A 24,097-nucleotide genomic window follows, 5' to 3' on the forward strand; every position below is an offset into this window, starting at 1 on the left:
CATGATCAGCTCCGCGCCTGTGCCCGTCGCTCAAACCGCCCAACAGGGCAACAATGATCGCCGGAGCGAACTCAGGATTGGATAAAACTTGGGGGCAACGTCACGGGGTGAAAACGATGCCCTTCTTACCGTGTGGGGCGCAAGGCTCGGCAAGCACAGTTTTCGCGCCGAGATCGAGCACCGCATGGTCGAGGATGAAAAGGAGGGCTGGAAACTGACCTATAGGCGCGTCACGCCGAGATGGGCCAGCTACTCGGGTATTAAGAACGAACAGATCCGATATGTCCGCGCCATTGCGGTCTGCAACGACCGTGCCGCGCTCTTTGTCATAAATTACAGCAGCGATGAAAAAATCCCGTACGATCCGATTGTGGTGCGAATGGTGCGATCCCTGAGGGCGGAAGGTTGCTGAGAACCCTTAAACAGTCCATCCATCTCAAACCCGTCATGGCGCTTTCCGTCGTTGCTTCGAATACTGATCGTCAGCCGGTCCATCGCCATGCTTCTTCACAATCATTCCTGACTACGAAGGCCAGCAGCGGGCAGCGCAATCGCGATTGGAAGCCAACTTTCGAACGAGGGGGCTGAAAGTGGCCCCTCTTTGGCCTGACAGAAACTAACTGCCCGTAGAACCGCCGAGAGAACGACGGCGGACCCTGGAAGCGGGCCATCGACACGATCCGCTACTGCTGTCTTGATCGTGCGGACGGGAAGTAGGAATAGAATGTAGTTCGTGACACGCCCATTCGTTTGGCAACGTCGGCGACGGGAATCGTACCTGCCTTTAGCATGGCGCCGGCGGCCTCAATATCTCCTGCACCAAGCTTCTTCCTTCGCCCACCTTTGCGACCGCGTGCCAATGCTGATCTAAGTCCTTCGATCGTTCGTTCGCGGTTCAAATCAAGGTAGTATTCAGCCATTGCGCCATGCATCTGCAAGGCGAAACGTCCATGTGCCGTTTCGCAATCGAAATGCTCGGTGAGGCTGAGAAACTTAATCTCCTGCCGTCGAAGCGTATCAATTGTGCGCATCATCTCGACGAGGGAGCGCCCAAGACGATCGAGTTTCCAAACTACAAGAACATCATCCGGTCGGAGGTAGGCGAGAGCGGATTTGTTTAACGTGCCTACGTTGGGGCCGGTCAGTTCCAACTCTACATCGCACGCCTTAGCCCTCGCGGCGGCAAGGTGAATGGCGTTCAGCATGCTGCTAACTGTAGTCAAGCTGGGATTTGGGGCCAAGGTCACCATCGGGTAAGTGGCACCTTGTTTGTCCCCGTTCGCGAAGGTCGTCTCCTCCATACGGATTTTCATCTGCGCGCAATCGGCGACATGAAGTCGCCGCCAGACGGCAATCAAATCCGCCAATGTCGGTCGGCCTCGCGATAGGCAGCTATCAACGCCGGTCTTGCCAAAAGCGGCAGGGAAGACGCTGAAACCCTCGCCGCCTCCGAAGTTGTGAGGTGGTTCTGTGTAGCGGGGTCTTGGTGCGATAGGACCACTTGCCGGAGTGATCGCTCCGCCAGCTTCGATCCCCAGTGTTGCATGACCGTATCCCACTCAATCGAATTGGCTAGGGCGGTTCATCAGGAAAGCCCCAGCAGGGATGCACTCGGATGGATCGCAGAAGGGCTGACCATCAGCCGCCTACCAAATCCACGTCACGGCTCGTCAAAAACGGCCCGCCCCCACGGTTCCCTGGAGGACCGCATTCGAAGACAACATCCGCGCCGCCCGGCAAAATTTCATGATCAGATGCGATCCGGTCAAGGACGTGTCCGGTCGAAGGTTCGACAGTGGCGGTCGCGCCCAAACGCGCGCCATTAGTTGGTATCAATCTTATCCATGATCAACCGCGAGGGTCGCATCTCATCCAGAAAAACCGTATTGCGCGCCGCCTGACGGCTACGACCGAAGCCAGCTGGTTCACCGGTATTCGGATTGACGTCGAACTTTGGAAAATTGCTCGAGGATATGTCCAGCCGCAGCCGGTGGCCGGCACGAAACAGATTGGCGGTTGCAAACAGCTCGATGCGAAGCCGCATGATCTCACCTGGCCTCACCAGCTCGGCTCTTTCGAATGAATGCCGGAACCGGCATCGGAAAATCCCGTCGGTCAGGTTCAAGGCAAAGCCCGTCGGATAGTCCGCGCTCGGTGGATGAACGTCGATCAGCTTCGCCGTAAAATCAGTGTCAGGCGCATCGGTCGCCGCCCAGAGCTCCACTGCCACCTTGCCAAGCACTGTCAGATCGTTGACCAGCGGCTCTGTCTCGAACGAAAGGACGTCGAGGCGGGCAGAAAGCGGCAGGCCGAAATTTCGGCAGCCGAAGAACCTCTCGTCCTCCCTCTGGTCGAAGCCGCCGCCAGCGAAGATCGGTTGGCCGCTTGTCAGCGCGCCGCCTATGGTCGGGACTGGATCGGCGGGATCGAAATCATAGCTCAGCGGCGGGTCGTCGGGCGCAGGAAGGGACTTCGAGAGCCTGCCCTCGCGATGCAAGTAGTAGCTTAGCTCCTCCACATCGGGCAGCGGCCATTCTTGAGCCCTGATCCAGCGCCCGCCGTGATCGAGACGGCCCTCGGCGTTTTTCGTACCAGTGCCTCCGCCCATGACAAAAAGGCGGATCGGCTCGTTGTCGAGATCGTCCCCCGGCCCGCCCTTCAACCAGCGGTCGAACCAGCGGCGGCGAAACTCGAGCCAGCTTGCGCTCACATTGCCGCCGAGCGGAGCGTTCGGCCCGAAATCTACGTCGCCGGCAAAGGTCAGGTTGCGGTCGCCGTGCAAGCCCGCGCCCATGACCAAGGCGAGCGGCCGTTTGCCGTTGCGGGCAAGGCCAGCCAGATTTTCGAAGGTTGTCGGGACATAGACATCGAACCAGCTCGAAATCAGGGCGATCGGAATATTGGGTATCGCGTCGTAAAAGCCGGCCGCATGAATGCCGACCTGTTGCCAGAACGCGTCAAAGCTTTCGTGGCGCCACTGTTCGAGGAGATAAGCCTCGTATTCCGGCGCCCAGCGAAGCGGCGATCGCCCCTCCGACCAAGGCATTTTGCTGAACCAGCGATGCAGGTTCTCGGCCTCCATCGCCTTTCGGGCTAACTCATCACCGGCGGCGATGGCTCTCTCCCGGGCTTCCCGGTAGGCCCAAGTCGCCTGTTTCAGCTCGAACGCGCCGCCCTGGCGGATGCCGCAGGTGAAAGCGTTCGAGAACCCGCCGGAATCGAGGATCATCGTCGCAAGTGCCGGCGGCGCGAGGCATGCCGCCGCCATTTGGGTGTGGGCGGCATAGGAAAGGCCCATGGTGCCGATCCGACCATTGCACCATGGCTGAGCCGCTATCCACGCAAGCGTGTCATAGCCGTCCGGTCCTTCGGAGAGATATTTGACGAAGTTGCCTTCGGAGCTGTAGCGGCCTCGGCAGTCCTGATAAACGACGACATAACCATGACGCACAAAATGCTCGGCGACGGTCGCGCGCGCCATCGGCTCGCTCATACCGACTTCGAGCTCAGCGCGCGACGTCATCGCCTTGCCGTAAGGCGTTCGTTCGATGATGACGGGCGCAGGCCGGTCCAGCGCGCGGCCTTCCCTCGCGGGTCGGTAGATGTCTGTCGCGAGCCTGACCCCGTCGCGCATCGTCACCATGACGTCACGACAAAGCGCCATTTCATCAGTCACCGGCTGGAATGCCTGGCGGTCAGTCACTTGTATAATTCCCAGGCGTTCAAGAGGCGGCGTCGTTGAGATGGCAGGCGCTCTTGTGTCCGGCCGCAACCAACTTCATCCTAGGTACCTCGATCCGGCAGCGAGGCATCGTGTGCGGACATCGCGGGTGGAAGTGACATCCGTTCGGCGGCGAAAGCGGGCTGGGCAATTCACCCTTGATTGCAGCGAAGCTGCGTTTGGTGGTCTCGAGGCGTGGCACCTCGGCGAGAAGCGCCTGCGTATAGGGATGGTTGGCCCGCGCGAATATCTCCTCGGCCGGAGCCTCTTCGACGATGCGGCCGAGATACATAATCGCCACACGGTCGGAAATGTGCTCGACAACTCCGAGGTCATGGCTGATGAACAGATAGGTCAAGTTAAGTCTCTCGCGCAGATCCATGAAGAGATTCAGGATCTGCGCCTGGATGGAAACATCCAGGGCTGCCACGGCCTCATCGCACACCAGAAACTCCGGCTGCACGGCCAATGCGCGCGCAATGCCGATACGCTGGCGCTGACCGCCGCTGAACTGATGCGGAAAGCGATGCTTCAGCGCCGGATCCAGGCCCGCACGTCGAAACTGTTCATCCACAAAGACGCCGAGACCGCCCTCCACCAGACCATGAACGCGTGGTGCCTCGCCGACAATATCGGCAGCTTTCCAGCGGGGATTGAGCGAGGCATAAGGGTTTTGGAAGATCATCTGCACGCGCAGCTTGGCCTCGCGCCGCGCGGACGACGACAGCGTCTTCAAATCCTTGCCGCGCCACGATACCGATCCACTGGTCGGCGACACGATGCCGGCGACGATCCGCCCAAGCGTGGACTTGCCGCATCCCGACTCGCCGACAAGGCCCAGAACCTCGCCCCTGCGAACGACGAGGCTGACGCCGTCGACCGCCTGCACCCTTGCCGCTGGTTTGCCAAGTTTGAGCGAGATCGCCAGCCGGGCGGCGAAATCCGGTCGTGTGCCGAAGCTGTGGGAGATGTCGTTCAACTCGATCAGCGGCGCCGCCTCGGCAGAGCCCGCCAAGCCGTCGCCTTGAACACTTGCTGCAAGGGGTGTGGAGAAGGTCATTTGCGGAATTCCGGCAAAGGATGGACGCAGCGATGCTCGCGCATCCCCGCGGTGAACAGCGGTACCGCCTGGGCACACATGGCATCGGCGCGCGCGCAACGCGGGGCGAAAGCGCACCCTGTCGGTAGCCGCGCAACATTGGGCGTCATTCCGGGGATCTGATGCAGCCGCTCGCCACGCCGGTTACGGCTAGGAACGGAGCCGATCAACCCAGCAGTATAGGGATGCCACGGACTGCCGAGAACGTCCGACACCGACCCGGATTCGACGATACGACCCGCATACATTACAGCGATCCTGTCGGCGAGACGCGAGACGACGGCCAAATCATGGGTGATCCAGATCAGCGACGTGTTGTTCTGCGCCACGAGCTCTTGCATCTCGGCGAGGATCTGCGCCTGGATCGTCACGTCGAGCGCGGTGGTTGGCTCATCGGCAATGATGAAGTCCGGCCGGTGCAGCAGCGCGATAGCGATGACGACGCGCTGGCGCATGCCGCCGGAAAACTGATGGGGATAGGCCCGAAGCCGTTCGTCCGGGCTCGGAATCCCGACCATACCCAGCGCATCGCGCGCCCGCGCCCTGGCGTCCGCTCGCGAGACGTTTTCGTGCGCCTGTACCGCCTCTATCATCTGCGTATCGATGCGCAGGACCGGGTTCAGCGTCATCATCGGATCCTGGAAGATCATGGCCATGCGGCGGCCGCGCAGCGCTCGCATCTCCTCGCGGCTGGAGTGGGTGATGTCGCGGCCGTCGAACACTATCTGGCCGCCGACGATCGTCCCTGGCGGATCGACTAAGCCGATGATGGAGAAGCCGGTGACCGATTTTCCGGACCCGCTTTCACCAACGAGACCCAGAACCTCGCCGCGCGCGACACTGAACGAGACGCCGTCAACGGCTTTTGCCGCTCCGAAATGGGTCCGCAGATCGCGGACTTCGAGCACAGCCGCATTCATTCGCGCCCCCGCGGATTGAGCACGTCGCGGAGCCGGTCGCCGACGAGGTTGATCGCAACCACGGTAATCAGCAGCGCAACGCCAGGGTAGAAGCTGATCCAGGTCATGCCGGAGAGCATGTATTGGTAGCCGTTGGCGACCAGCAGGCCAAGGCTGGGCTCGGTGATCGGCACGCCAAGGCCCAGAAAGGACAAGGTCGCCTCCAGGGAAATGGCGCGCGCCACCTGCACCGTCGCGATCACGATCAGCGGCGGCAAGCAGTTCGGCAGCAGATGGACGAACAGAATACGCCATCGCGGAATGGCAAGCGATTCTGCGGCTTCCATGTATTCCTTGCGGCGTTCCGTCAATGCGGTGCCACGCGCTGCACGGGCGTAGGTCGCCCATTCGACGATCACCAGGGCGAGTACGACATTGAGTATGCCCTTCCCGAGAAAGGCAAGGATCATCAACGCGACGAGAATGGACGGGAAGGAGAGTTGCAGGTCGACGATGCGCATGATCGCTGTCTCGGTGCGGCCGCCTATGTAGGCGGCGAGCAGACCGAGCGATGCGCCGAACAGCGCCGCGAAGAGCGCTGAACTGACGCCGACACCAAGGGATATGCGCAAGCCGTAGATGATGCCGGAAAGCATATCGCGGCCTTGGTCATCGGTGCCGAGCCAATAGGTCATGCCGGCCATCGACTGCGAGCCGGGAGGCAGTCGGCTATCCATGATATCCAGTTGATTGAGGTCATATGGATTTTGCGGCGCGATAAACGGTGCGAGCAGCGCCAGCAGAACGATCGCCGCCAGCAACACCAGACCGGCGACGGCCACGGGCGAACGGAAGAACGCCCGCATAAGTATCCGGAACGGGGGCTCCTCACCTCTTTCAGCGTCGGTCGGCAGTTGCGGCGGCAAGGTGTCGACACTCATGTTACGATCCCTCGCCCTGGAGCCGCACCCGAGGGTCGAGTGCGGTGTAAGTGAGGTCGACGACGAGATTGATGATGACGAAGAAGGCGACGATCGCCATCAGGTAGGCAGTGATGATCGGACGATCGAGCACGTTGATGCTGTCGATGATCAGCTTGCCCATGCCTGGCCAACTGAAGACGCTTTCGGTGACGACCGAGAAGGCGACGATCGAACCGAACTCCAGGCCGACGATGGTCACCACCGGGATCATGATGTTCTTTGAGACATGGACGCCGATGACCCGCGTCTCCTTGAGTCCCTTGGCCCGGGCGAATTTGATGTAGTCGAGCGGCAGGACTTCGGCGACACCGGCGCGTGTCAGGCGTAGAATGAGGCAGGCATCGAACAGAGCGAGATTGAACGACGGCAGGATCAGGTGGGCAAGGCCGTCTTTGGTCAGAAATGCCCATTGGACGCCGAACAATTCGGCAGTCTGCCCGCGTCCGCCGCTCGGCAGCCATCCGAGTTGCACGCCGAAAAGCATGATCAGCACCAGACCGACCCAGAACGTCGGCAGCGAGAAACCAAGAATGCTGACAGTCATGATGATGCGACTGACGATGCCATCTGGCCGCAGCCCGGCATAGAGGCCGAGCGGCACGCCGACGACGATAGCAATGAGAATCGCTGAGACGGCCAGTTCGAGCGTTGCCGGCAGGCGCTGGAGGATCACCCCGAGCGCCGGCTCATTGTAAACGTAGCTCTGGCCGAGATCGCCATGCAGCGCCGCCTGAAGGAAGCGGAGATATTGCTGCCAAAGCGGCAAATCGAGTCCAAGTGCCTGGACGACGCGCGCACGCTCGATCTGGTCCGCATCGGGCGAGATCAGAATGTCGACCGGATCGCCAATGACGTTGACCGCGATGAAGACGATGACGGTCATGGCAAACATGACCATTGCGGCCTGAAACAGACGACGCACAATGGCAGCGGTCATGACGTCCTTCCCCAGCCCGCTTGCCCGGAAGTATCGCCGGTCGTGTGCGCAAGACCCGTCACGCCGGCACCGCGATAGCCATGCCGTCGCGTTGCGGATCGGCGCCGCCACGACAAACTCCGTCCTCGATCTGGATTCCGTGAAGAGCGGCAAAAGCGTAGCTCTGCCACGAGCGCTTCACCTCGTAGCCCTTGCCCTCGATTTCGTCGGTGACATAGCGCGGAATGCGGTTGGAGACGTCGATCGTGTTCGACACCGCCACGATCCGCGGGGCGGCCACCGCTTCCGGCATGCTCATGCCGAAATCAATGATGTTCATCAGGCCCTGGGCCATGGATGGCGCGATATAGCTGCCGCCCGGCGCTCCCATCACAATTACCGGCCGGTCATCCTTGAAGACAATGGTGGGTGCCGCTGAGCTGGCTCGCCGTTTGCCAGGGGCCAGCGATCCTGCCCTGCCCGGCCTCGGATCGAAGCGACTCATCGTTCCGTTATACATGAAACCCAAGCCATCGGTGATCGCTCCCGACGGACTGCCCAGCGTGTGGGTCAAGGCGACGGCATTGCCTTCCCGGTCGATCACCGAGATATGCGTCGTCTCGCGCGGCGACCGGTCGTCCACTCGCTGGACTTCGGCCCGAACCCCAGCCTTGATCTCGTCGGCCATTTGACCGCAATACTCCCGGGACAAAAGACGCCCGACCGGCACATCGACATAGGCTGGATCGCCGAGGTGTCGATCTTTGTCGATGGTCATGCGTTTCATCGCCTCTGCCAGTACGATGACATGCTCGGTGCTGCCGTGGCCCAGGGCACCGATGTCAAAATGTTCAAGGGTATGGAGCAGTTGCAGCATGGATATGCCGCTGGCGGGCGGTGGGCTGGTCGCGATATCGTAGCCGCGATACTCCCCCCAGAGTGGCTCGGCGGTAGAGAGCTGATAGTTGGCCAGGTCGTCTTTCTCGATCAGGCCTCCATTCGCGGCCATGTCGGCCGCGATTTCGTCGGCGATCTCGCCCTTGTAGAAGATATCAGGGCCAGCTGCAGCGATGCGCTCCAACGTATGCGCGAGGTCGGCGTTGACGACTATGTCGCCCGGCAGCTTCACCGTGCCGTCGGCGCGGAAATAGATGGCGCGTCCGGTCTTGCTGAAACCGAGCTTGTCGAGGGTCCGCACTTCACCGGTATCGACTCCGTCCTGCGCCCAATACCAATGGACATGCGGACGTACCATGAAACCTCGCCTCGCCTGCCCGGCCGCGGGTGCGATGACGTCGGCCCAATCGAAGGTGCCGTATCTCGCCAGCGCCTCCGCGTAACCCTTGACGCTGCCGGGGGTGCAGACGGCGAGATAGCCGACCTCGCTGATGCCGCCTTCCAGCAGAAAAGCGAAACCGTCGCGCGATTGGCCGACCAGCAGTTCGCTCCACATATCCGGGGAGGCCTTGAGCGGCGCCCTTGCATAGAACTCAAGCACCTCGTGCACGCCGCGCCGTGGCATATAGACCTGCATAGAGCCAAAGCCCCCAAGGCCGGACATTTGTGGATCCACGACGCCCTGCAAGAAAGCGCAGGCAATCGCCGCATCGACGGCGTTGCCGCCGCGCTTGAGCACGAGGGCGCCTGCCTCCACCGCTTCGGGCTGTGGCGCAACGATCATTGCATTCATCACGACGCGTTCCGTCGTTGCTTGAGTTCTTCTGCGAGGAAATCCTGGACGGGATCAAGAACCTCCAATCGGTCGTGGGAGACCCCCGGCAGCAAATCGAAGCGGACGCGCACGCCCACTTGCTCGAACGATTGACACAATGCCCTGAGGCGTTCCGGCCTCGTGCGGCCGGCATCGTTGGCTCCGGGCAGCCAGTGGGTCCCGCCTTCACGATGCGTGATTTCCCAAGTCTCCAGATCAGCGTCGCCGACAATCATCTGGACAGGCACCTTGGCCAGTACCGCGGCGTTGAAGGTGATACCGAACTTCTCTGGAAGATCGCGAATGCCTACCCACCAGTCCCGGGTCGGGTCGAGCAGGGTCACCGAGCCGGGCGCGCCGATCGAAGCCGCCCACAGCCGATCCGGATGCAGAATGGCGAAACGATGCGTGAAATGCCCGCCGCCGGAAAAGCCGAACATGGCGAAATGGCTCCAGTCCTGACGGTATTTGGCACTGACTTCCTCGACGATGGCGAGCAACGCTTGATCGTAACGGATGTCGCCTTCCAGCATGTATTTGTAACCGCTGCGGGCACCATCGCCCAGAACGCCCATTGGAAACACCGGGCACAAAATGGCGCAGTCATTCCAGCGCCCGAACTCGGCGAAACCGTCTCGGAAGTCCAGGAAGGAGGTTCGGCCAGTGCCGTGCATGGCAACCAGCAGATCGACCTTGGCGCCGTCTCCGACCGAGCGCGGTACATAGAGGCAATAGTGAAAGCGCGGATCTGATTTGGAAGCAAAGATTGCGGTCGCGCCAAGATCATAGATAGCGCGACCGGGATCCGCAACGAACCCAATGGTAGTGCTCGTCAAGTCGACAACTCCTCAGGCAGTCTTGGCGTTCATGGCCAGCGTGTACTGATCGGCCCGCGTCATGAACTGAATATCCTTGCGGGCAGCCACCACGAGAACCTCGTGGTGCATCGGGATCAGGGCGACATCGTTGAAGACAATGTCGCTGATTTCCGACAGCATCTTTTCGCGCTTGGCATCATCGAGCGTCCGCTTGGCCACGGCGAGCTTGGCATCGACGTCGGGATTGGAGTAGCGGCCCGAATTGGCGATGCCCAGACCAGCGTCGGAATTCTGCGTCGCGATCAGCGCCGTCAGCGGGTTCGAAGTCTCGCCTGTGTTTACGCCCCAAGAATCCAGATTGAAGCTGAACGTATGCGCATCCGCTTTGTCGGCATAAACCGACCAGGGCATGACGTCGACGCTGACCTTCAAGCCGATGCGGGTGAGCATCTGGGCCACCACCTGCACGATCTTGGAGTCGTTGACGATGCGGTCGTTGGGTCCGTGGATCGTCAAGCCGAATCCATCTGGATAACCGGCCTCGGCGAGCAACGCCTTGGCATTCTGGGCATCGAACGGAATGGGCTTGATAGCAGCTGAAGTGCCCGGCGCGCCGACCGGCAGGAATTGCGAGGCAACGACAGCATTGCCCTGCATCAGGCGTTCAACGATGGCTTTACGATCGATGGCCATGGACAGCGCGCGTCGCACGCGCAGATCCTTCAGCGGGTTGCGGTCGAGTGGCTTGCCGTCCTTGTCGGTGATGAAGGGCGACACGTCCCTGAACGTGTCCAACGAGAAGAAGACGACCCGGCTCGAGACACCACGGACGACATGAAACCGCTCGTCCTTTTCGACGCGCGCAATGCCTTCATAGGGCACCTGCTCAACAAGATCGAGGTCGCCGGCAAGCAGGTTCGCAAGCCGCGCGCCGGCATCGGTGACGATGCGAAGCTCGACCTCTGGCAGAGCAGGCTTCGCGCCCCAGTAGTTAGGATTGGCGGAGAGTGCGACACGGTTACCGGGAACATATTCCTTCAGCACATAGGGACCCGTGCCGATCGAGGCGGTGCCGTTGTTGAACTGGTCGCTTGTCGCATCCTTGAACTTAGCGCGGATGATGCGAATGCGGCTGAGCGAATTGGACAGCAGGGGCTCCGGCTGCTTCGTCTCGATGACAAGCTTGCCGGCTTGAGGTGAGGTGATTGACTTGATATTGCGCGTATAGGTCCGGAAGGAGGCCGTGCTTTCGATCGTGTTGGCTCGGTCAAAGGAGACAGTGATGTCGTCCACCGTCAGCGGTTCGCCGTCGCTGAAGCGCACGTCAGGCCGGAGTTCGAATTCCCAATGGGTGTCGTCGATCACCCGCCAGGCCGTCGCAAGCCCCGGTCTGGAGACTGATTTTTCGTCGTTTGTGACGAGCGTATCGTAAATATGTGTGGCAAGCGCATTGTTCGGAGCATTGCTCTTCAGATGCGGATCCAAGGTCGTCGGCGGAGCGGCCATGCCGATCCGCAACTGGCCTCTTGCAGCCGCCTGGGCAAGCCCTCTCCAACTGGTGCTTTGCAAAATAGCGGCACTGCCGAGCGCCCATCGCATCAGCGCACGCCGTGAAATTGTCCGGCTGATCATTCTCGTTTTTCTCCGTGTCCACTCTGGATAGTTCAGTCCGGAGGAGTTCTTTTTGCCGCCGCTTGCCATCGTCGTGCCCTCTTAAATTGGACCCGTTAACGGTGCCGGCCTCCTTCCATTGACCAGGCAGTTGAAAAACAAGGCCCTGCTCTTGTCAATACAGATAAACCGCTGTTTCACTAGACGAAACAAAATCGATAGCTTATATGGGTATGTGACGTTTTTGGGGGTTGATCGAAGACATGACCGTTCAAGTAGAGACCCGATACACGGTGGATTCCGTCGATCGCGCCATCAGCCTGTTACAGACCGTCGCGGGCGAGGCAGACCTTGGTGTTTCCGAAATCGCGCGGCGTTCTGGCGACAGCAAGGCGCGTGCGTTCCGGCTTTTGCAGACATTGGTGCGGCGCGGCTTGCTGGCGCGCTCGACAGACGGAAAGGGTTATCGCCTCGGCCTCGCCGCACTGATGCTAGGGCATGCCGCCAGCGAACAGATGGACCTGATCCGCATCGCAACACCTGTGCTGGAAGAACTCGGCCGCGAGATCGGCGAGACCACGCAACTGCGAATCCGCGATGACCATGAAAGCCTCTGCGTCGCCAAATGGGAACCGAAGCGGGATCTTCGGGTTAACGCGATTGTAGGCCGGCGGCGTCCACTGCATGCAGGTTCGAGCAAGGCATTCTTGGCCCATATTGAAGATGACGAGCGCGAAGCCATTCTTGCCAGCCCCCTGAAGCGCTTCACCAAGAAAACCGTGACCGATCCCCAGCTTCTGCGGACCGGGCTTGAGCAGATTCGGAAGTCAAAATTTTTTGTCAGTCACGGCGAGATCAATGACGATCTGATTTCGATCACCGCGCCTGTGTTCGCTTCCCCTGGCAAGATAGTCGCAGCACTGAACATCGCTGCCCCGGAAAACCGCGTACCAGAAGAACGCATATGCGAACTCGGTGAAATGGTGGCCAAAGCCGCCCAGCGAATTTCTGCCGCTCTCGGTTTCCGCTCACCGGTTATGAAATGATGCAGCGAGCGCCCTCGGCAAAGGCCCGGTTGGGATCGAGAATCTCCTGGCTATGGCGCTCGCCTACTCGCAGGCGGAGGCGGCCCATCCAGGAGGAGGACTAGTTTTTAATGCAAGCTGAGTCTCTTCAAAAAGGGGTCTATGAACCTGTGTGGACCTAAAGGTACGCGGCTAGTTGGGGCCGCCAGCAGACGGGTCAGCTTCTAGGATGAAGTCATCAGCAAGCGGACGTTCCGCTGGCGACCCTCGTTGCGGACCCAAGCAGCACAAACTATTGGCGGAGCTCAAAACTCGCAGTCTTGCATCGGTTGCTCGCCAGCAGTGCCGATCAGATGTCTTTATCGAGCGCAAAACGCTCGCAACGCTCGCCGTCGGACTCATTGATGAAGCTCTCGATATGTTTGAAACCGAGCTTCGCAATATCCGCAGCGAGGGGAAATTGCGCGCCGCCGCCTTGGCCGTCACCTGTTCAACCGCCAGAGTCAAAGGCGTGGCGCAGGACTTCTATCTTCACTCTTCGTGCGCCATCTGTCACCGTCGCAATCCAACGTGGTAGCGCGGCCTAGCGCGTCCGTCTCTGTGGCAGATGAGGGTAGTTCCATGAACTATAACGATATCGACCTCAATCTATTGCGAGTCTTTAACGTGATGATGCGTGAAAGGAGCGTGACGCGCGCGGCTATCGAATTAGGCAGAACACAATCAGCTGTAAGCCACTCCCTATCGAAGCTTCGGTATCTATTGCAGGACGAATTGTTCACCAGAGATGGGGGCGAGATGCGGCCAACTCCTCGGGCAGTTGAGCTGTTGTCAGATATTTCTGCCGCGCTTGCAACGATCCGCGCATCGATCGATCGGCATCAGTTATTCAATCCAGCAACGACCCGACGTAATTTTCGCGTTGGACTTACAGATTATCATGCCATGGTTTTCATCCCAGGCCTCATTCGAGAATTTTCTAGGCAAGCTCCTGGCGCGACGCTGAACGTCATTCCCGCAAACGGACCTGAAATCGGTTCATCGGTCTATTTGAGACAAGTCGACTGTGCGCTGACGGGAGCAGCGATACGCGACGACCCAGGTCTCTTGAAGGTGGAGCTTGGCCAGGACCGACTGTTTTGCGCGGTGTGGAGTGGAAGCAAGATTGCCAGAAACGCAATGACATTAGAAACGTATTTGGCCAGTTCTCACCTCCAGATTTCCGCAGATGGCCTGGCAGAAGGCCTCGCGGATGCCGCCCTCAAACAGATGGGTCTTCGTCGCAAAGTCGTTGCGACCATCTCGAACTATCTGGTGCTGCCCTGGGCGCTTCGCGGCACTGAACTGATTACCCATTGCGGTGATGCCATCCTGCAAATGCTGGACGAGAGGAGTGAGGTGACGTTGGTCCCGCCACCCCTTCCCATATCGAATGTGAATGCCTGGCTTATTGTTCACCGCCAGATGGCGAATGACCCGGGGACCAAGTGGCTCCGGGAAATCATCGTGGGCATCGACAACGAGTCGCGGACCAAGAGACACCAAGGGTCGACCGTCGGAGCACCGGGGTCGGCCGCAAAATAGGTCGCGCGCGCTGTCGTCTGTTTTACGACTCAAGCGCCTTTTCACCTGCGAGGAGTGCTTCGCAATTATGCGCGACGCTCATTTTCATCATGAGAACAATCGATTTGACGAATACTTAGCCTGGAGAGCACATTCCTTTCAAACAAAAACAGGGGAATTCCGAAATGAGATCAACGTTCAAGGGCCTTCTTGGCCTCGCTATCGCGTGCACCGCCTCCTCGGCGTGGTCCGCAACCCTCGACAATGTCAAGAAAAAAGGCGTGCTGACATGTGGCACGAATTCGGCCACCGCCGGCTTCAGTCTTCCCGACAATGAAGGCAAATGGACCGGATTTGTGGTCGACTATTGTCGCGCCGTGGCCGCTGCCGTGCTTGGGGATGCGCAAAAGGCCAAGTTCATCCCATTGACGCCAAAGGATCGCTTCACCGCCTTGCAGTCGGGAGAGATCGACATTCTCGCGCATAACGCAACTTGGACATCGTCCCGCGATACGTCGCTAGGCATACTGTTTGCCGGCACGTATTTCTATGATGGCCAGGGATTCATGGTGCGCAAGGCGGACAACATCACGTCAGCCAAGGGGCTCGAGGGCGCATCGATTTGCGTCACCCAGGGCACCACGACCGAGTTGAACCTTGCCGACTATTTTCGCTCGCAGTCGATCAAGTACACCACGGTTGGCTTCGCCGACGAGGAAGCTGTCGTGAAGGCTTACGAGGAGGGGCGTTGCGACGTCCTGTCGGCGGACACCTCTACCTTGAACGCATCGCGGCTTCGCATGCCCAAGCCGGACGACAGCATCGTTCTTCCCGAACTGATCTCCAAGGAGCCGCTTGGCCCGGCAGTGCGGCAGGGTGACGACCAGTGGTTCAATGTGGCGAAGTGGACGCTTTACGTCATGGTGGCCTCCGAAGAATACGGGGTCACCTCCAAAAACGTTGATGCGATGAAGTCGTCGGACAATCCCAGCATCCGCCGTCTGCTTGGACTGGAAGGCAGCATCGGCAAGGACATCGGGCTCGGCGACGACTGGCCGGTCGAGGTGATCAAACAGGTCGGTAACTACGGCGAAGTGTTTGATCGGAATGTCGGCAAGGACTCCCCGCTGAAAATGGAGCGTGGCATGAACGCGCTCTGGAACAAAGGCGGCGTTCAGTACGCTCCGCCGATCCGCTAGGCAAAGCATGGTTGCAAGGTGCTGGCGCATTGCCACCAGCGCCTTGCACGGATCTCGATAGGAACAGGCCATGTCCGATTTGTCGCTTCCCGCGCCACCGCGCAGGAGCCTTTCGCTGCACGACACGAGAGTGCGCGGCGTCTTCTACCAGCTCTTGCTTGCTGGCTGCCTGCTGGCCGTGGCCCTGGGCATCGGCATGCAGACCGCATCGAATATGCGGGTTCGGGGGATTCCGCTCTCATTCGATTTTTGGAATGAGTCTGCTGGCTTCGACATCAATCAAACCCTGATACCGTACGATGCACTTTCCACTTACGGTCAGGCCTTCTGGGTGGGAGTGGTCAACACCCTCTACGTCAGCGTCCTCGCAATCTTGTTGGCGACCTTGCTTGGCTTCGTCATTGGCGTTGCTCGCCTGTCCCCGAACTGGATCGTTTCGAGGGTGGCGACCGCCTATGTCGAGCTTGTGCGCAACGTCCCGTTGTTGCTGCAGCTGCTGTTCTGGTACAACGCTGTCCTCAAGCCGTTGCCCTCCCCGAAGGCGTCCATCGCCATTCCCGGCGGCATCTACCTCAACAATCGCGGCCTCATCATTCCGGAGATTCATTTGCATCCGGGAGCGGGGCTGGTGGGCCTGGCATTCGTGGCGGCCATTTCCTGCTGCGTTGCATTTTGGTTTCGCGCCAGGAGCGTCCAGAGACGGACGGGCAAGCAGCTGCCGGTGCTTTTGGTCAGTCTGGCGACCTTGATAGGATTTCCGCTGGTCGTGTTCTTGGCGGCTGGCGAGCCGGTCTCGTTCGTCGCGCCGCAGCTACGGGGTTTCAATTTTCAAGGCGGGCATCAGCTCTATCCGGAGTTTGCCGCTCTCCTGATCGGTCTGTCGGTCTACACCGGTTCGTACATCGCCGAGATCGTCCGAGGTGGAATCCAGGCAGTGCCAAAGGGGCAGACCGAGGCTGCGTATGCGCTGGGGCTGGCGCCGCGCAAGACGCTTCGTCTGGTCGTCGTTCCCCAGGCGCTGCGCATCATCATACCGCCTTTGACAAGCCAGTATCTCAATCTCATCAAGAACTCGTCGCTTGCAGTGTTCATCGGCTATCCCGACCTTGTTCAGATCTTTGCCGGGACGGTACTCAACCAGACCGGAGCCGCCGTCCAGGTCATGGCGATTACCCTGTCGGTCTATCTCGTTATCTCCCTTGCCACGTCATTGGCCATGAACGCGTGTAACCGACATTTTGCGATCGTTGAGAGGTGACGCATGAGCGATCAGTCCATGCATTCGCCAGTTGTCAGCAGCGCGCTGATACCAGCGATGGCGCCTCCCGCGGACGTTCGGCCGGGTCCAGTGACCTGGATGAAAAAGAATCTGTTTTCGACGCCGTGCTCAGGCGCGCTGACAATATGCTTTGTCCTCGTCGCCGCGTGGCTGCTGCATCACTTTCTGAGCTTTGCGATCTTCGACGCGGTCTGGAGCGGCGGCCACGAAGCTTGCCGTGCGAACAGCCAAGGAGCTTGCTGGCCTTTCATTACCGAGAAGTTTGACTACCTGCGATACGGCGCGTACCCGGCTTCCGAGCGGTGGCGCGTGGACCTTGCACAGGCGATCGGCGCCATTCTCATCGTTGGCCTCCTGTGGACGAAGGCTCCGCGGCGCAAAGTGGCGGCGTTGCTGTTCTTCCTCGTCTACCCTGTTGCCGCGTTCGTTCTCGTGCGCGGCGCTGCCTTGGTTCATTTGCCTGTCATCGATACGACGCTCTGGGGCGGTCTCTTGATCACGCTGCTGATGTCGATCGTGGGCATCGTCTTCTCGCTTCCGATCGGGGTTATCCTGGCGCTTGGACGCAGGTCGGAACTCCCTTTCGTCAAGACGGTTTGCGTCACATTCATCGAAGTCGTCCGCGGCGTGCCGTTCATCACGGTGTTGTTCATGGCGAACTTCATGATGCCGCTCTTCGTCCCGGATTATCTGACGCCTGATCGTCTGCTGCGCCCGCTCATCGCGATAGCGTTGTTCTCCTCCGCCTATATGGCTGAGGTTGTGAGAGCCGGCCTTCAGGCGATCCCGAAGGGCCAATACGAAGCGGCCAAGGCGCTCGGGATCAGCTACTTCGACATGATGCGCCTGATCGTCCTCCCTCAGGCGTTGGCGATCGTCATACCGAGCATCGTCTCGACCTTCATCGGTCTGTTCAAAGACACGACTTTGGTCGCCATCGTCGGCATCGCGGATTTCCTGAAGGCCGTCGAAACGGCGCGCGTCGATCCGAACTGGGCAGGCCCGACGATCTCATCAACCGGCTACCTCTTTGCGGGACTGGTCTACTGGGGCTTTTGCTTCGGCATGTCCCGTTACTCGCAATCGATGGAGCGCCAATTGGCGCGTGGCCACAAATCCTAGGACGCGATGATGATGCCACAAGCAATGCACGCGGCAACGAAGGCAACGCCCCACGACAAGGCGATCGCTATCGAGCTGCATGACGTCAACAAATGGTTCGGTTCATACCATGCGCTCAAGAACATCAACCTCTCGGTGACACAGGGGCAGCGCATTGTGATCTGCGGCCCCTCGGGGTCGGGCAAGTCGACGATGATCCGTTGCATCAACCATCTTGAGGAGCATCAGTCGGGCGAGGTCATCGTCAACGGCAAGGCGCTAACCGAGGATCTGGGCAAGATCGACGAAGTCCGCAGCAATGTCGGGATGGTTTTTCAACACTTCAATCTGTTTCCCCACCTTACTGTGCTTGAGAATTGCGCGCTGGCGCCGGTGTGGGTGAGGAAGATGCCGCAGACGGCGGCTGAGGAAATGGCGCGTCACTATCTGGAGCGCGTCAGAATTGCGGAGAAGGCGGACAGCTACCCCGGGCAGTTGTCGGGTGGCCAGCAGCAACGCGCTGCAATTGCCCGGGCCCTCTGCATGAACCCCAAGATCATGCTTTTCGACGAGCCGACCTCTGCCCTCGATCCGGAGATGGTCAAGGAGGTTCTCGATACGATGGTGTCGCTCGCCGGCGAAGGCATGACGATGCTGTGCGTGACGCATGAGATGGGCTTCGCGCGCGAGGTGGCCGACCGCGTGGTGTTCATGGACCGCGGGGAGATCGTCGAGACGAACACGCCCCATCAGTTCTTCACCAACTCCCGATCGGAGAGGGCGCGGCAGTTTCTGGCTCAAATCCTCAAATAGAGACGTCCGCAGCGGCAAAGCGGCCGCAACCGTGGCAACAGATTCCTGGTGATAAGCAAATGGCTTGTGCAGACACGCCCGCATCGGCGCTCGGGCAAAGAAATATTGCGGAAGTCGATTTCGACCAGATCCACGACCGCCAGCAATTCGGGTCCGTCAAATGGGCCAACCAATGGGATGAGTTCTCGCCACGGGTCGAGGGAGAAGACCTGCTCTCCCTATGGACGGCGGATATGGATTTCCGTGCCCCGGAAACGGTCATCGCGCGGCTGCGCGAAGCCGCGGACCACGGCATTTATGGCTACACACGCCGCGATCCGCGCCACTATGAGATCGTGCAATCGTGGTTCGCGCACCGGCACAACTGGTCGCCGAAACTGGAGACCTTGCTTCCCGCGCCGGCGATCATGCCGTCGGTGGCTGCGATACTGCGAACCTTCACCAAGCCCGGTGACGGCGTCATCGTGCAGTCGCCCGTGTACTCGCCCTATTTCGAAGTGGTTCAGGGAAACGGGCGGGTTCTGCTTACGAACCGGCTGAGGCTGCAGAACAACAGATATGAGCTCGATCTGGAGGATTTCGAGAAACTGGCGGGCGGCGCCAAGGTGTTCCTGCTCTGCAATCCTCACAACCCTGCCGGAATGGCCTGGACACGCGAAGAATTGGCGGCGCTGAACGACATTTGTGAGCGCCATGGGATCTTGGTCATATCCGACGACATTCACTGCGACATCAGGCTGTCGGATCGTTCCCACATCGTCTTCTCCTCCATCTCGGACGATGCCGCGGACAAGTCGTTCATCTGCACCGCCCCGACGAAGACTTTCAACCTCGCCGGGGTTCCTTCGGCAACCATTTCGGTCGCCAACAGAAAGCGCCGCGAGACGCTTCTCGCCGCAATGCAGGCGTCATTCATGGTGAACGCGAATTTTTTCGGCCGACTAGCATTGGAGGTTGCCTACAGCGCCGGCTCGCCATGGCTCGACCAACTCACAGGCTACGTCGCCAGCAACATTGATCTGGTTTGCGAATTCGCCGGCGAATACCTTCCAGGCATTACGCCCATGCGGCCCGACGCATCGTTTCTGGTGTGGTTGGATGCGCGCGCGCTCGATCGCAGAGTGGGTGGAATTCAGAAGTTCTTCGTCGATCGGGCGGGTGTCAATCTGTACGACGGGCGCGTGTATGGGCCTGGCGGCGAAGGCTTTATTCGTCTGAATGTCGGCTGCCCGCGTCATCTGTTGCGCCGAGGGCTGGAGCGCATGTCCAGCGCGCTGGCATCCATGTGATCGACCGGAACCAGGCCAGGATACGCCGAATGCGAATTGCCGTCATCAATCCCAACACGACCACCTCAATGACCAGAGGGATCGTTGCCGCGGCTATGGCGGCGGCAGGCCCCGGGGACCGAAATCGTCGGCATGCAGCCAACTGTGGGACCTGAAGCAATCGAAGGGCCATTTGACGGCGCACTCTGCTTGCCGGGCCTGCTCAAGCAGGTTGTCGCGGCGGAAGCGCAGCATGTCGACGCGCATATCATAGCTTGCTTCGACGACACGGGTCTCGACACGGCGAGGGCGATCGCCACCAAGCCGGTTATTGGCATCGGTGAGGCCTCGTTCCATGCCGTCAGCCTTGTCGCCCACAGCTTCTGTGTCGTGACCACTTTGTCACGCTCTATGCCGCTCATTGAAGACAACATTCGGCGCTACGGCTTCTCCCATCGCTGCCGCCGGGTGTTTGCTTCCGACATTCCGGTCCTTGAGCTGGAGAGGCCTGAGAGTGGTGCGTCCGAACGGATCTCGGAGTTCATACGCGAAGGCATCAGGCTGGGGGCGGAGGGGATTGCGCTGGGTTGCGCCGGTATGGCCGAGTTCGCATCCGCTCTCCAGCGCAAGCACGATATTCCCGCGGTGGACGGAGTCGGCGGCGCGGTCGGTCTTGCGGAGACCCTGATACGTTGCGGCCTCGAGCCCTCCAAACGTGGTGTATGGGCCATGCCGGCGCGCGCGAAGGGGCTGGACAGGTTTGAATGATACAGAGCGGCCCCTCGCAAGGAGGGCGTCCAACCGCAGTCAATCGAGTGCGTCCAGCTGTGGTCAGTCGTTTAGCATATCCACGCCGAAGCGCTCCCCCCTTCCTTTCTGCTGCCGAACGGACGCGTACGCCGAGGTGTCGCCGCCCAAAACATCATTCTCCTTAGCGAGAATTTAGGGGCCGATTGCAGGTCGAGCAAGAAAGCTCCGTGGTGCGGTGAGTGGGTCGCTCAGGCGACGTCAGCTTTTGAAAGTTGGCCAACGCAACTTGGACGACCGAAAGGGGGGCCGCTCGCGCTCATCATCGAAGGCCGTGGGCATACCGCTTCGCGAGCCTGAGGGTCCGCTTTCGTGGCCAGACGGCAGAGCGCCTAAACTTCAAATCGCACGGCCCAGAGCAGATGAAACTACAGCCGCATGTGTTGCCGGCAGTTCGAACAGCATGGGCAGGTGGCGACACTCGGCTTCGTCCACGATCAGCGCCTCAATAGTCGCGATGGAAAGATGGCTTCTGAGGCGCAGCCGGACAACCGCGGCGAGCTTGTGAACGGGCACCGGTACCGCCCCGGCGTGATGGTCTAGAAGATTGTTGATCTCGGCAACTACTTTTGGATCGAGGGCGTGGGGCAATGGCAGCATGAGAGCGCTTCCTTTCGGAAGTAACTCTAAGCCGATCGGGGGGATGAGTCTTGGCGCGTACGTTTTTAACCAAATGTCGCGGACATCATTGGACGTCAGGTCACGCTCGTTAGCGTTGCGCCCATTAGAGCGGCCACGGCCCGCTGCACAGCCAATCGCAACGCAAGCGTGAACCATTCTCGCGTGTAGGGATGCCGCGCTATTTCTTCGACTTCACCGACACTGGCAAAGTCTTCCTTGACGTTGAGGGTACCGATCTCCCCGACCTCGAAGCTGCAAAACAAGAGGTGTTAAAGCCTTGGTCGAGATTACCAAGGATAAGCTGCCGGATGGCACTTATAGAGAATTTGTGATGACCGTTCGCGACGAGTCCAACGAGACGTACTTAGAGGCTATGATCGAGTTTAAGATGCGGACGCACTAGGTCTGCAAAGATGGTTTCCGATTGGGATCACTTAATAGACAGCTCTCGCTTACAATTAGAGAGTTCTCGGTTGAATGAGCGTCGCGCGCGCGCAGACATCGATGCCTTCGGCTCTCCCTTGACGCAACCCGCCGCGTAATTGCATCCCGTAAGCTGCTGGACCGGATGGCGAACCGGGCCGATGAACACGAGTGGAGGGTTCCTACTCTGGTGAGAGATACATCTTGGCTTCCTTAGCGGCAGCCTCAAAGGCCTTTCGTACCACCTGAGGATCAATCGGATCGCCCTCCAGATCTGACAGGCAGAGGGTCACCGCCTTGTGCCAGCGAGGTCCTCTCCGGGTCCACCTCTTAAGTTGCTCAAGGGCTGTCCTCGCATTGTTGCAGCCATGCCTGTCGCCGGTTTCAGTCTTCACGAACACCGGAGGGACGAACCAATGGGCGATCTTACGGCTGACATTGGGGGCATTGCCGCCGCTATCTAACAACCGCGACGGGGATGAAGAAGGGCAAGCAGTGTGGTGGAATGGGTCGGGCCTTTGTACACTTGCTATGCGTCTAAATGTGCATATATTGTGCATATGAGAGGTCGGAGATTTGTCATGGCCCACGCACAGCTCGCACATTCCACGGTGATTTCAGGCTTTGTCGATAGCCTGCAGGAGCCGCGCACGCCTTATATCTCGCCGAAGCGCCTGTCGCAGGCGCTTGGCGTGAAGGTGGCCAACTTGGCCCAGTTGATCGGTGTCCACCGCAACACGCTCCGCAACCCGTCATCGGAGCGCCTGCAGGGCCGGATGCGCGAGATGGTGAAGGTGATCTCGGCGGCGACGGAACTCACCGGCGATGTCAACAAGGCGATCTTTTGGTACCGCAATGAACCGATCGCCGACTATGGCCATCGTACCGCAGCCGAGCTCGTCGCCGACGGCCAGGTCGAGGCGGTTCTGGCCTTTATCCGGGATCTCGAGAATGGGGCGCGCGGGTGAGGATCACCCGCATCGGTCCAGACGAAATCTTCCATCGCTATCTGACTCCCAAATGGGCTTTCCTGCCCATCAGCGGTGCAGGCGCGGCGATGGACGGCGGTCGTTTCAACCGGCCGGGCATCGAAGCACTTTATCTGTCGCGTGCGACCCAGACGGCGCTTGATGAATACAAGCAGGGTGCCAGCATCACCCCGCCCGCCACCCTTGCCGCTTACAAGATCACGCTCGCCGAGGTAGCCGACCTGTCGCAGGGGTTCGACCCGGACATCTGGGATGGCGCGTGGAAGGAGTGGGATTGTGTCTGGCGCCAGGTCGCTCGCATATACAAGAAGATCCCGCCGTCGTGGAAGCTAGCGGATCTGGTCATCACCGCCGGACTTCGGGGCATCCTGTTTCCGTCGCTGCGTCACGCCGGCGGCACCAATCTGGTGATCTTTCCGGCCAATCTTGTCGACGGCGACCATGTCGCGGTTCACGATCCCGATCAACGGTTGCCGCACGACCAGTCGTCCTGGTCCTGAGTTAGACTGTCTCTGGGATCGCAACGCGACGACGCCCCCAGTCATGGCGCTTGGTCCCCAACGACATCGTCCTCGCCGTCGCACTCCCCGCTCGCCAGCCCGGCTGGAATATCGCCGGCCAGCAGCTTCTCCTTCGACAGCAGCCCTGCGTCCTCGAGCGCCTCGAAATCGGGTAGCTGGCGCAGCGTGTCGAGCCCGAACTGCGACAGAAAAGTTTTCGTCGTCACATAAGTATAGGGCGCGCCAGGTTGCGGCGAGCGCGGACCCGAAGCGATAAGATCCTGCGCGCGAAGCATGCCGATCAGGTCACGCGACACCTCCTTGCCGAAAAAGCTGGAGAGCTCGCCACGGGTGATCGGCTGGAAGTAGGCAATGCACATCAAGACAAGCGCCTCCGCCTGCGGCAATTCTTTTGCCCGCTCGCCCGCTGCCGTGCCGAAGGCTGCGTGAATGGCATCGCCAAAAACCTTTCTGGTCCGGTGCTGCCAGCCGCCGGCGACCGAGACCAGCTCATAGGGGCGGCCGGCGAGCTCGGCGCGGATGTCGTCGATGATCAGCTCAAGATTGCAGTTCTTGCCGACGACCCGCGCCAGCACCTCGCGTGGCACTGGTTCGCTGGCCGCAAAGACAACCGCTTCGACGCGGCCCATCCACTCGCGCCAGCGCAGTTCCGGCGGCAGATGTTCGAGCTCCGTGTCGAGCAAGGCCGACTGTTGGTTCGGCTTGCGGCGGGTGGACGCTTCGCTCATCC

At 60.0% G+C, this 24,097-nt stretch carries 24 protein-coding genes and 1 pseudogene; 13 read left to right on the forward strand and 12 right to left on the reverse strand.

The features are described from left to right. The first annotated feature begins 88 nt into the window (after positions 1 to 88). Complete coding sequence (locus NKH37_RS23370) at positions 89 to 412, forward strand: hypothetical protein (protein ID WP_353041513.1); 324 nt, start codon at positions 89 to 91, stop codon at positions 410 to 412. 271 nt (positions 413 to 683) lie between these two features. Here NKH37_RS23370 and NKH37_RS23375 read toward each other — a convergent pair whose 3' ends face one another. The 9 genes from NKH37_RS23375 to NKH37_RS23415 form a co-directional block, all read right to left on the reverse strand. Beyond that, positions 684 to 1,367 carry a recombinase family protein gene (locus tag NKH37_RS23375; protein ID WP_353041515.1) on the reverse strand — a complete coding sequence of 228 codons (684 nt, stop codon included), beginning with the start codon at positions 1,365 to 1,367 and terminating at the stop codon, positions 684 to 686. Positions 1,368 to 1,822: 455 nt separating this feature from the next. Beyond that, on the reverse strand, positions 1,823 to 3,703 hold the full coding sequence (locus NKH37_RS23380; protein ID WP_353041517.1) for a CocE/NonD family hydrolase: 1,881 nt from the start codon (positions 3,701 to 3,703) through the stop codon (positions 1,823 to 1,825). A gap of 19 nt (positions 3,704 to 3,722) precedes the next feature. Next, on the reverse strand, positions 3,723 to 4,781 hold the full coding sequence (locus tag NKH37_RS23385) for an ABC transporter ATP-binding protein (protein WP_353041519.1): 1,059 nt from the start codon (positions 4,779 to 4,781) through the stop codon (positions 3,723 to 3,725). Then, positions 4,778 to 5,740, reverse strand: a complete 963-nt coding sequence (locus NKH37_RS23390; RefSeq protein WP_023722414.1) for an ABC transporter ATP-binding protein — start codon at positions 5,738 to 5,740, stop codon at positions 4,778 to 4,780. The genes NKH37_RS23385 and NKH37_RS23390 overlap by 4 nt, the downstream gene beginning before the upstream one ends. Beyond that, complete coding sequence (locus NKH37_RS23395) at positions 5,737 to 6,660, reverse strand: ABC transporter permease (protein WP_084643072.1); 924 nt, start codon at positions 6,658 to 6,660, stop codon at positions 5,737 to 5,739. The genes NKH37_RS23390 and NKH37_RS23395 overlap by 4 nt, the downstream gene beginning before the upstream one ends. A gap of 1 nt (position 6,661) precedes the next feature. Then, positions 6,662 to 7,639: an ABC transporter permease gene (locus tag NKH37_RS23400; protein WP_352483463.1), complete on the reverse strand. Its 978-nt coding sequence runs from the start codon at positions 7,637 to 7,639 to the stop codon at positions 6,662 to 6,664. A 58-nt stretch (positions 7,640 to 7,697) separates the two neighbouring features. Beyond that, on the reverse strand, positions 7,698 to 9,311 hold the full coding sequence (gene ggt / locus NKH37_RS23405) for a gamma-glutamyltransferase (protein ID WP_031195105.1): 1,614 nt from the start codon (positions 9,309 to 9,311) through the stop codon (positions 7,698 to 7,700). Continuing rightward, entirely contained in the window at positions 9,308 to 10,165 is an 858-nt protein-coding gene (locus NKH37_RS23410; protein WP_353041521.1) for an alpha/beta hydrolase, read from the reverse strand. The genes ggt and NKH37_RS23410 overlap by 4 nt, the downstream gene beginning before the upstream one ends. Positions 10,166 to 10,177: 12 nt before the next feature. Further along, positions 10,178 to 11,779: an ABC transporter substrate-binding protein gene (locus NKH37_RS23415; protein ID WP_352483464.1), complete on the reverse strand. Its 1,602-nt coding sequence runs from the start codon at positions 11,777 to 11,779 to the stop codon at positions 10,178 to 10,180. A 242-nt stretch (positions 11,780 to 12,021) separates the two neighbouring features. Here NKH37_RS23415 and NKH37_RS23420 point away from each other — a divergent pair, with 242 nt between their 5' ends. From NKH37_RS23420 to NKH37_RS23460, 9 genes and pseudogenes are all read left to right on the forward strand, one after another. Then, positions 12,022 to 12,804, forward strand: a complete 783-nt coding sequence (locus NKH37_RS23420; RefSeq protein ID WP_352483465.1) for an IclR family transcriptional regulator — start codon at positions 12,022 to 12,024, stop codon at positions 12,802 to 12,804. Between the two features lie 274 nt (positions 12,805 to 13,078). Beyond that, positions 13,079 to 13,360, forward strand: a complete 282-nt coding sequence (locus NKH37_RS23425; RefSeq protein ID WP_352483466.1) for a hypothetical protein — start codon at positions 13,079 to 13,081, stop codon at positions 13,358 to 13,360. A gap of 44 nt (positions 13,361 to 13,404) precedes the next feature. After that, a complete protein-coding gene (locus tag NKH37_RS23430) occupies positions 13,405 to 14,367 on the forward strand; it encodes a LysR family transcriptional regulator (RefSeq protein ID WP_352483467.1) in 963 nt (320 codons plus the stop codon). A gap of 164 nt (positions 14,368 to 14,531) precedes the next feature. Continuing rightward, on the forward strand, positions 14,532 to 15,545 hold the full coding sequence (locus NKH37_RS23435; RefSeq protein WP_352642185.1) for an amino acid ABC transporter substrate-binding protein: 1,014 nt from the start codon (positions 14,532 to 14,534) through the stop codon (positions 15,543 to 15,545). Positions 15,546 to 15,615: 70 nt separating this feature from the next. Continuing rightward, entirely contained in the window at positions 15,616 to 16,803 is a 1,188-nt protein-coding gene (locus tag NKH37_RS23440; protein WP_352642183.1) for an amino acid ABC transporter permease, read from the forward strand. Positions 16,804 to 16,821: 18 nt separating this feature from the next. After that, entirely contained in the window at positions 16,822 to 17,946 is a 1,125-nt protein-coding gene (locus NKH37_RS23445) for an amino acid ABC transporter permease (protein ID WP_502906001.1), read from the forward strand. Positions 17,947 to 17,970: 24 nt separating this feature from the next. Then, positions 17,971 to 18,738: an amino acid ABC transporter ATP-binding protein gene (locus NKH37_RS23450; RefSeq protein ID WP_353041647.1), complete on the forward strand. Its 768-nt coding sequence runs from the start codon at positions 17,971 to 17,973 to the stop codon at positions 18,736 to 18,738. A gap of 59 nt (positions 18,739 to 18,797) precedes the next feature. After that, complete coding sequence (locus NKH37_RS23455) at positions 18,798 to 20,027, forward strand: MalY/PatB family protein (RefSeq protein WP_353041525.1); 1,230 nt, start codon at positions 18,798 to 18,800, stop codon at positions 20,025 to 20,027. 29 nt (positions 20,028 to 20,056) lie between these two features. Then, positions 20,057 to 20,774, forward strand: a pseudogene (locus NKH37_RS23460) (aspartate/glutamate racemase family protein). Between the two features lie 378 nt (positions 20,775 to 21,152). On the opposite strand, the gene NKH37_RS23465 reads toward NKH37_RS23460, so the two are convergent. Continuing rightward, positions 21,153 to 21,413, reverse strand: coding sequence for a hypothetical protein (locus tag NKH37_RS23465; RefSeq protein WP_352642178.1), 261 nt, complete (start codon positions 21,411 to 21,413; stop codon positions 21,153 to 21,155). Positions 21,414 to 21,604: 191 nt separating this feature from the next. Here NKH37_RS23465 and NKH37_RS34080 point away from each other — a divergent pair, with 191 nt between their 5' ends. Beyond that, on the forward strand, positions 21,605 to 21,766 hold the full coding sequence (locus NKH37_RS34080) for a DUF6894 family protein (protein ID WP_502897854.1): 162 nt from the start codon (positions 21,605 to 21,607) through the stop codon (positions 21,764 to 21,766). Between the two features lie 273 nt (positions 21,767 to 22,039). On the opposite strand, the gene NKH37_RS23470 is transcribed toward NKH37_RS34080, so the two are convergent. Further along, entirely contained in the window at positions 22,040 to 22,462 is a 423-nt protein-coding gene (locus NKH37_RS23470) for a DUF982 domain-containing protein (protein WP_353041527.1), read from the reverse strand. Between NKH37_RS23470 and NKH37_RS23475 the strand changes: the two genes are divergently transcribed. Together NKH37_RS23475 and NKH37_RS23480 are read left to right on the forward strand one after the other, a co-directional pair. Beyond that, positions 22,439 to 22,825 (forward strand): hypothetical protein, encoded by a 387-nt coding sequence (locus NKH37_RS23475; protein ID WP_352610130.1) that lies wholly within the window; start codon positions 22,439 to 22,441, stop codon positions 22,823 to 22,825. The two genes, NKH37_RS23470 and NKH37_RS23475, sit on opposite strands and share 24 nt — an antisense overlap. Then, positions 22,822 to 23,346 (forward strand): RES family NAD+ phosphorylase, encoded by a 525-nt coding sequence (locus tag NKH37_RS23480; RefSeq protein WP_352642177.1) that lies wholly within the window; start codon positions 22,822 to 22,824, stop codon positions 23,344 to 23,346. Before NKH37_RS23475 ends, NKH37_RS23480 begins: the two co-directional genes overlap by 4 nt. A 41-nt stretch (positions 23,347 to 23,387) precedes the next feature. Here the strand turns inward: NKH37_RS23480 and scpB are convergent, their stop codons facing one another. Then, positions 23,388 to 24,095, reverse strand: coding sequence for an SMC-Scp complex subunit ScpB (scpB, locus tag NKH37_RS23485; RefSeq protein ID WP_353041529.1), 708 nt, complete (start codon positions 24,093 to 24,095; stop codon positions 23,388 to 23,390). Positions 24,096 to 24,097: the final 2 nt, after the last annotated feature.

Origin of the sequence: Mesorhizobium sp. M1217, from assembly GCF_040318275.1 — a bacterium.
Lineage (GTDB): Bacteria > Pseudomonadota > Alphaproteobacteria > Rhizobiales > Rhizobiaceae > Mesorhizobium.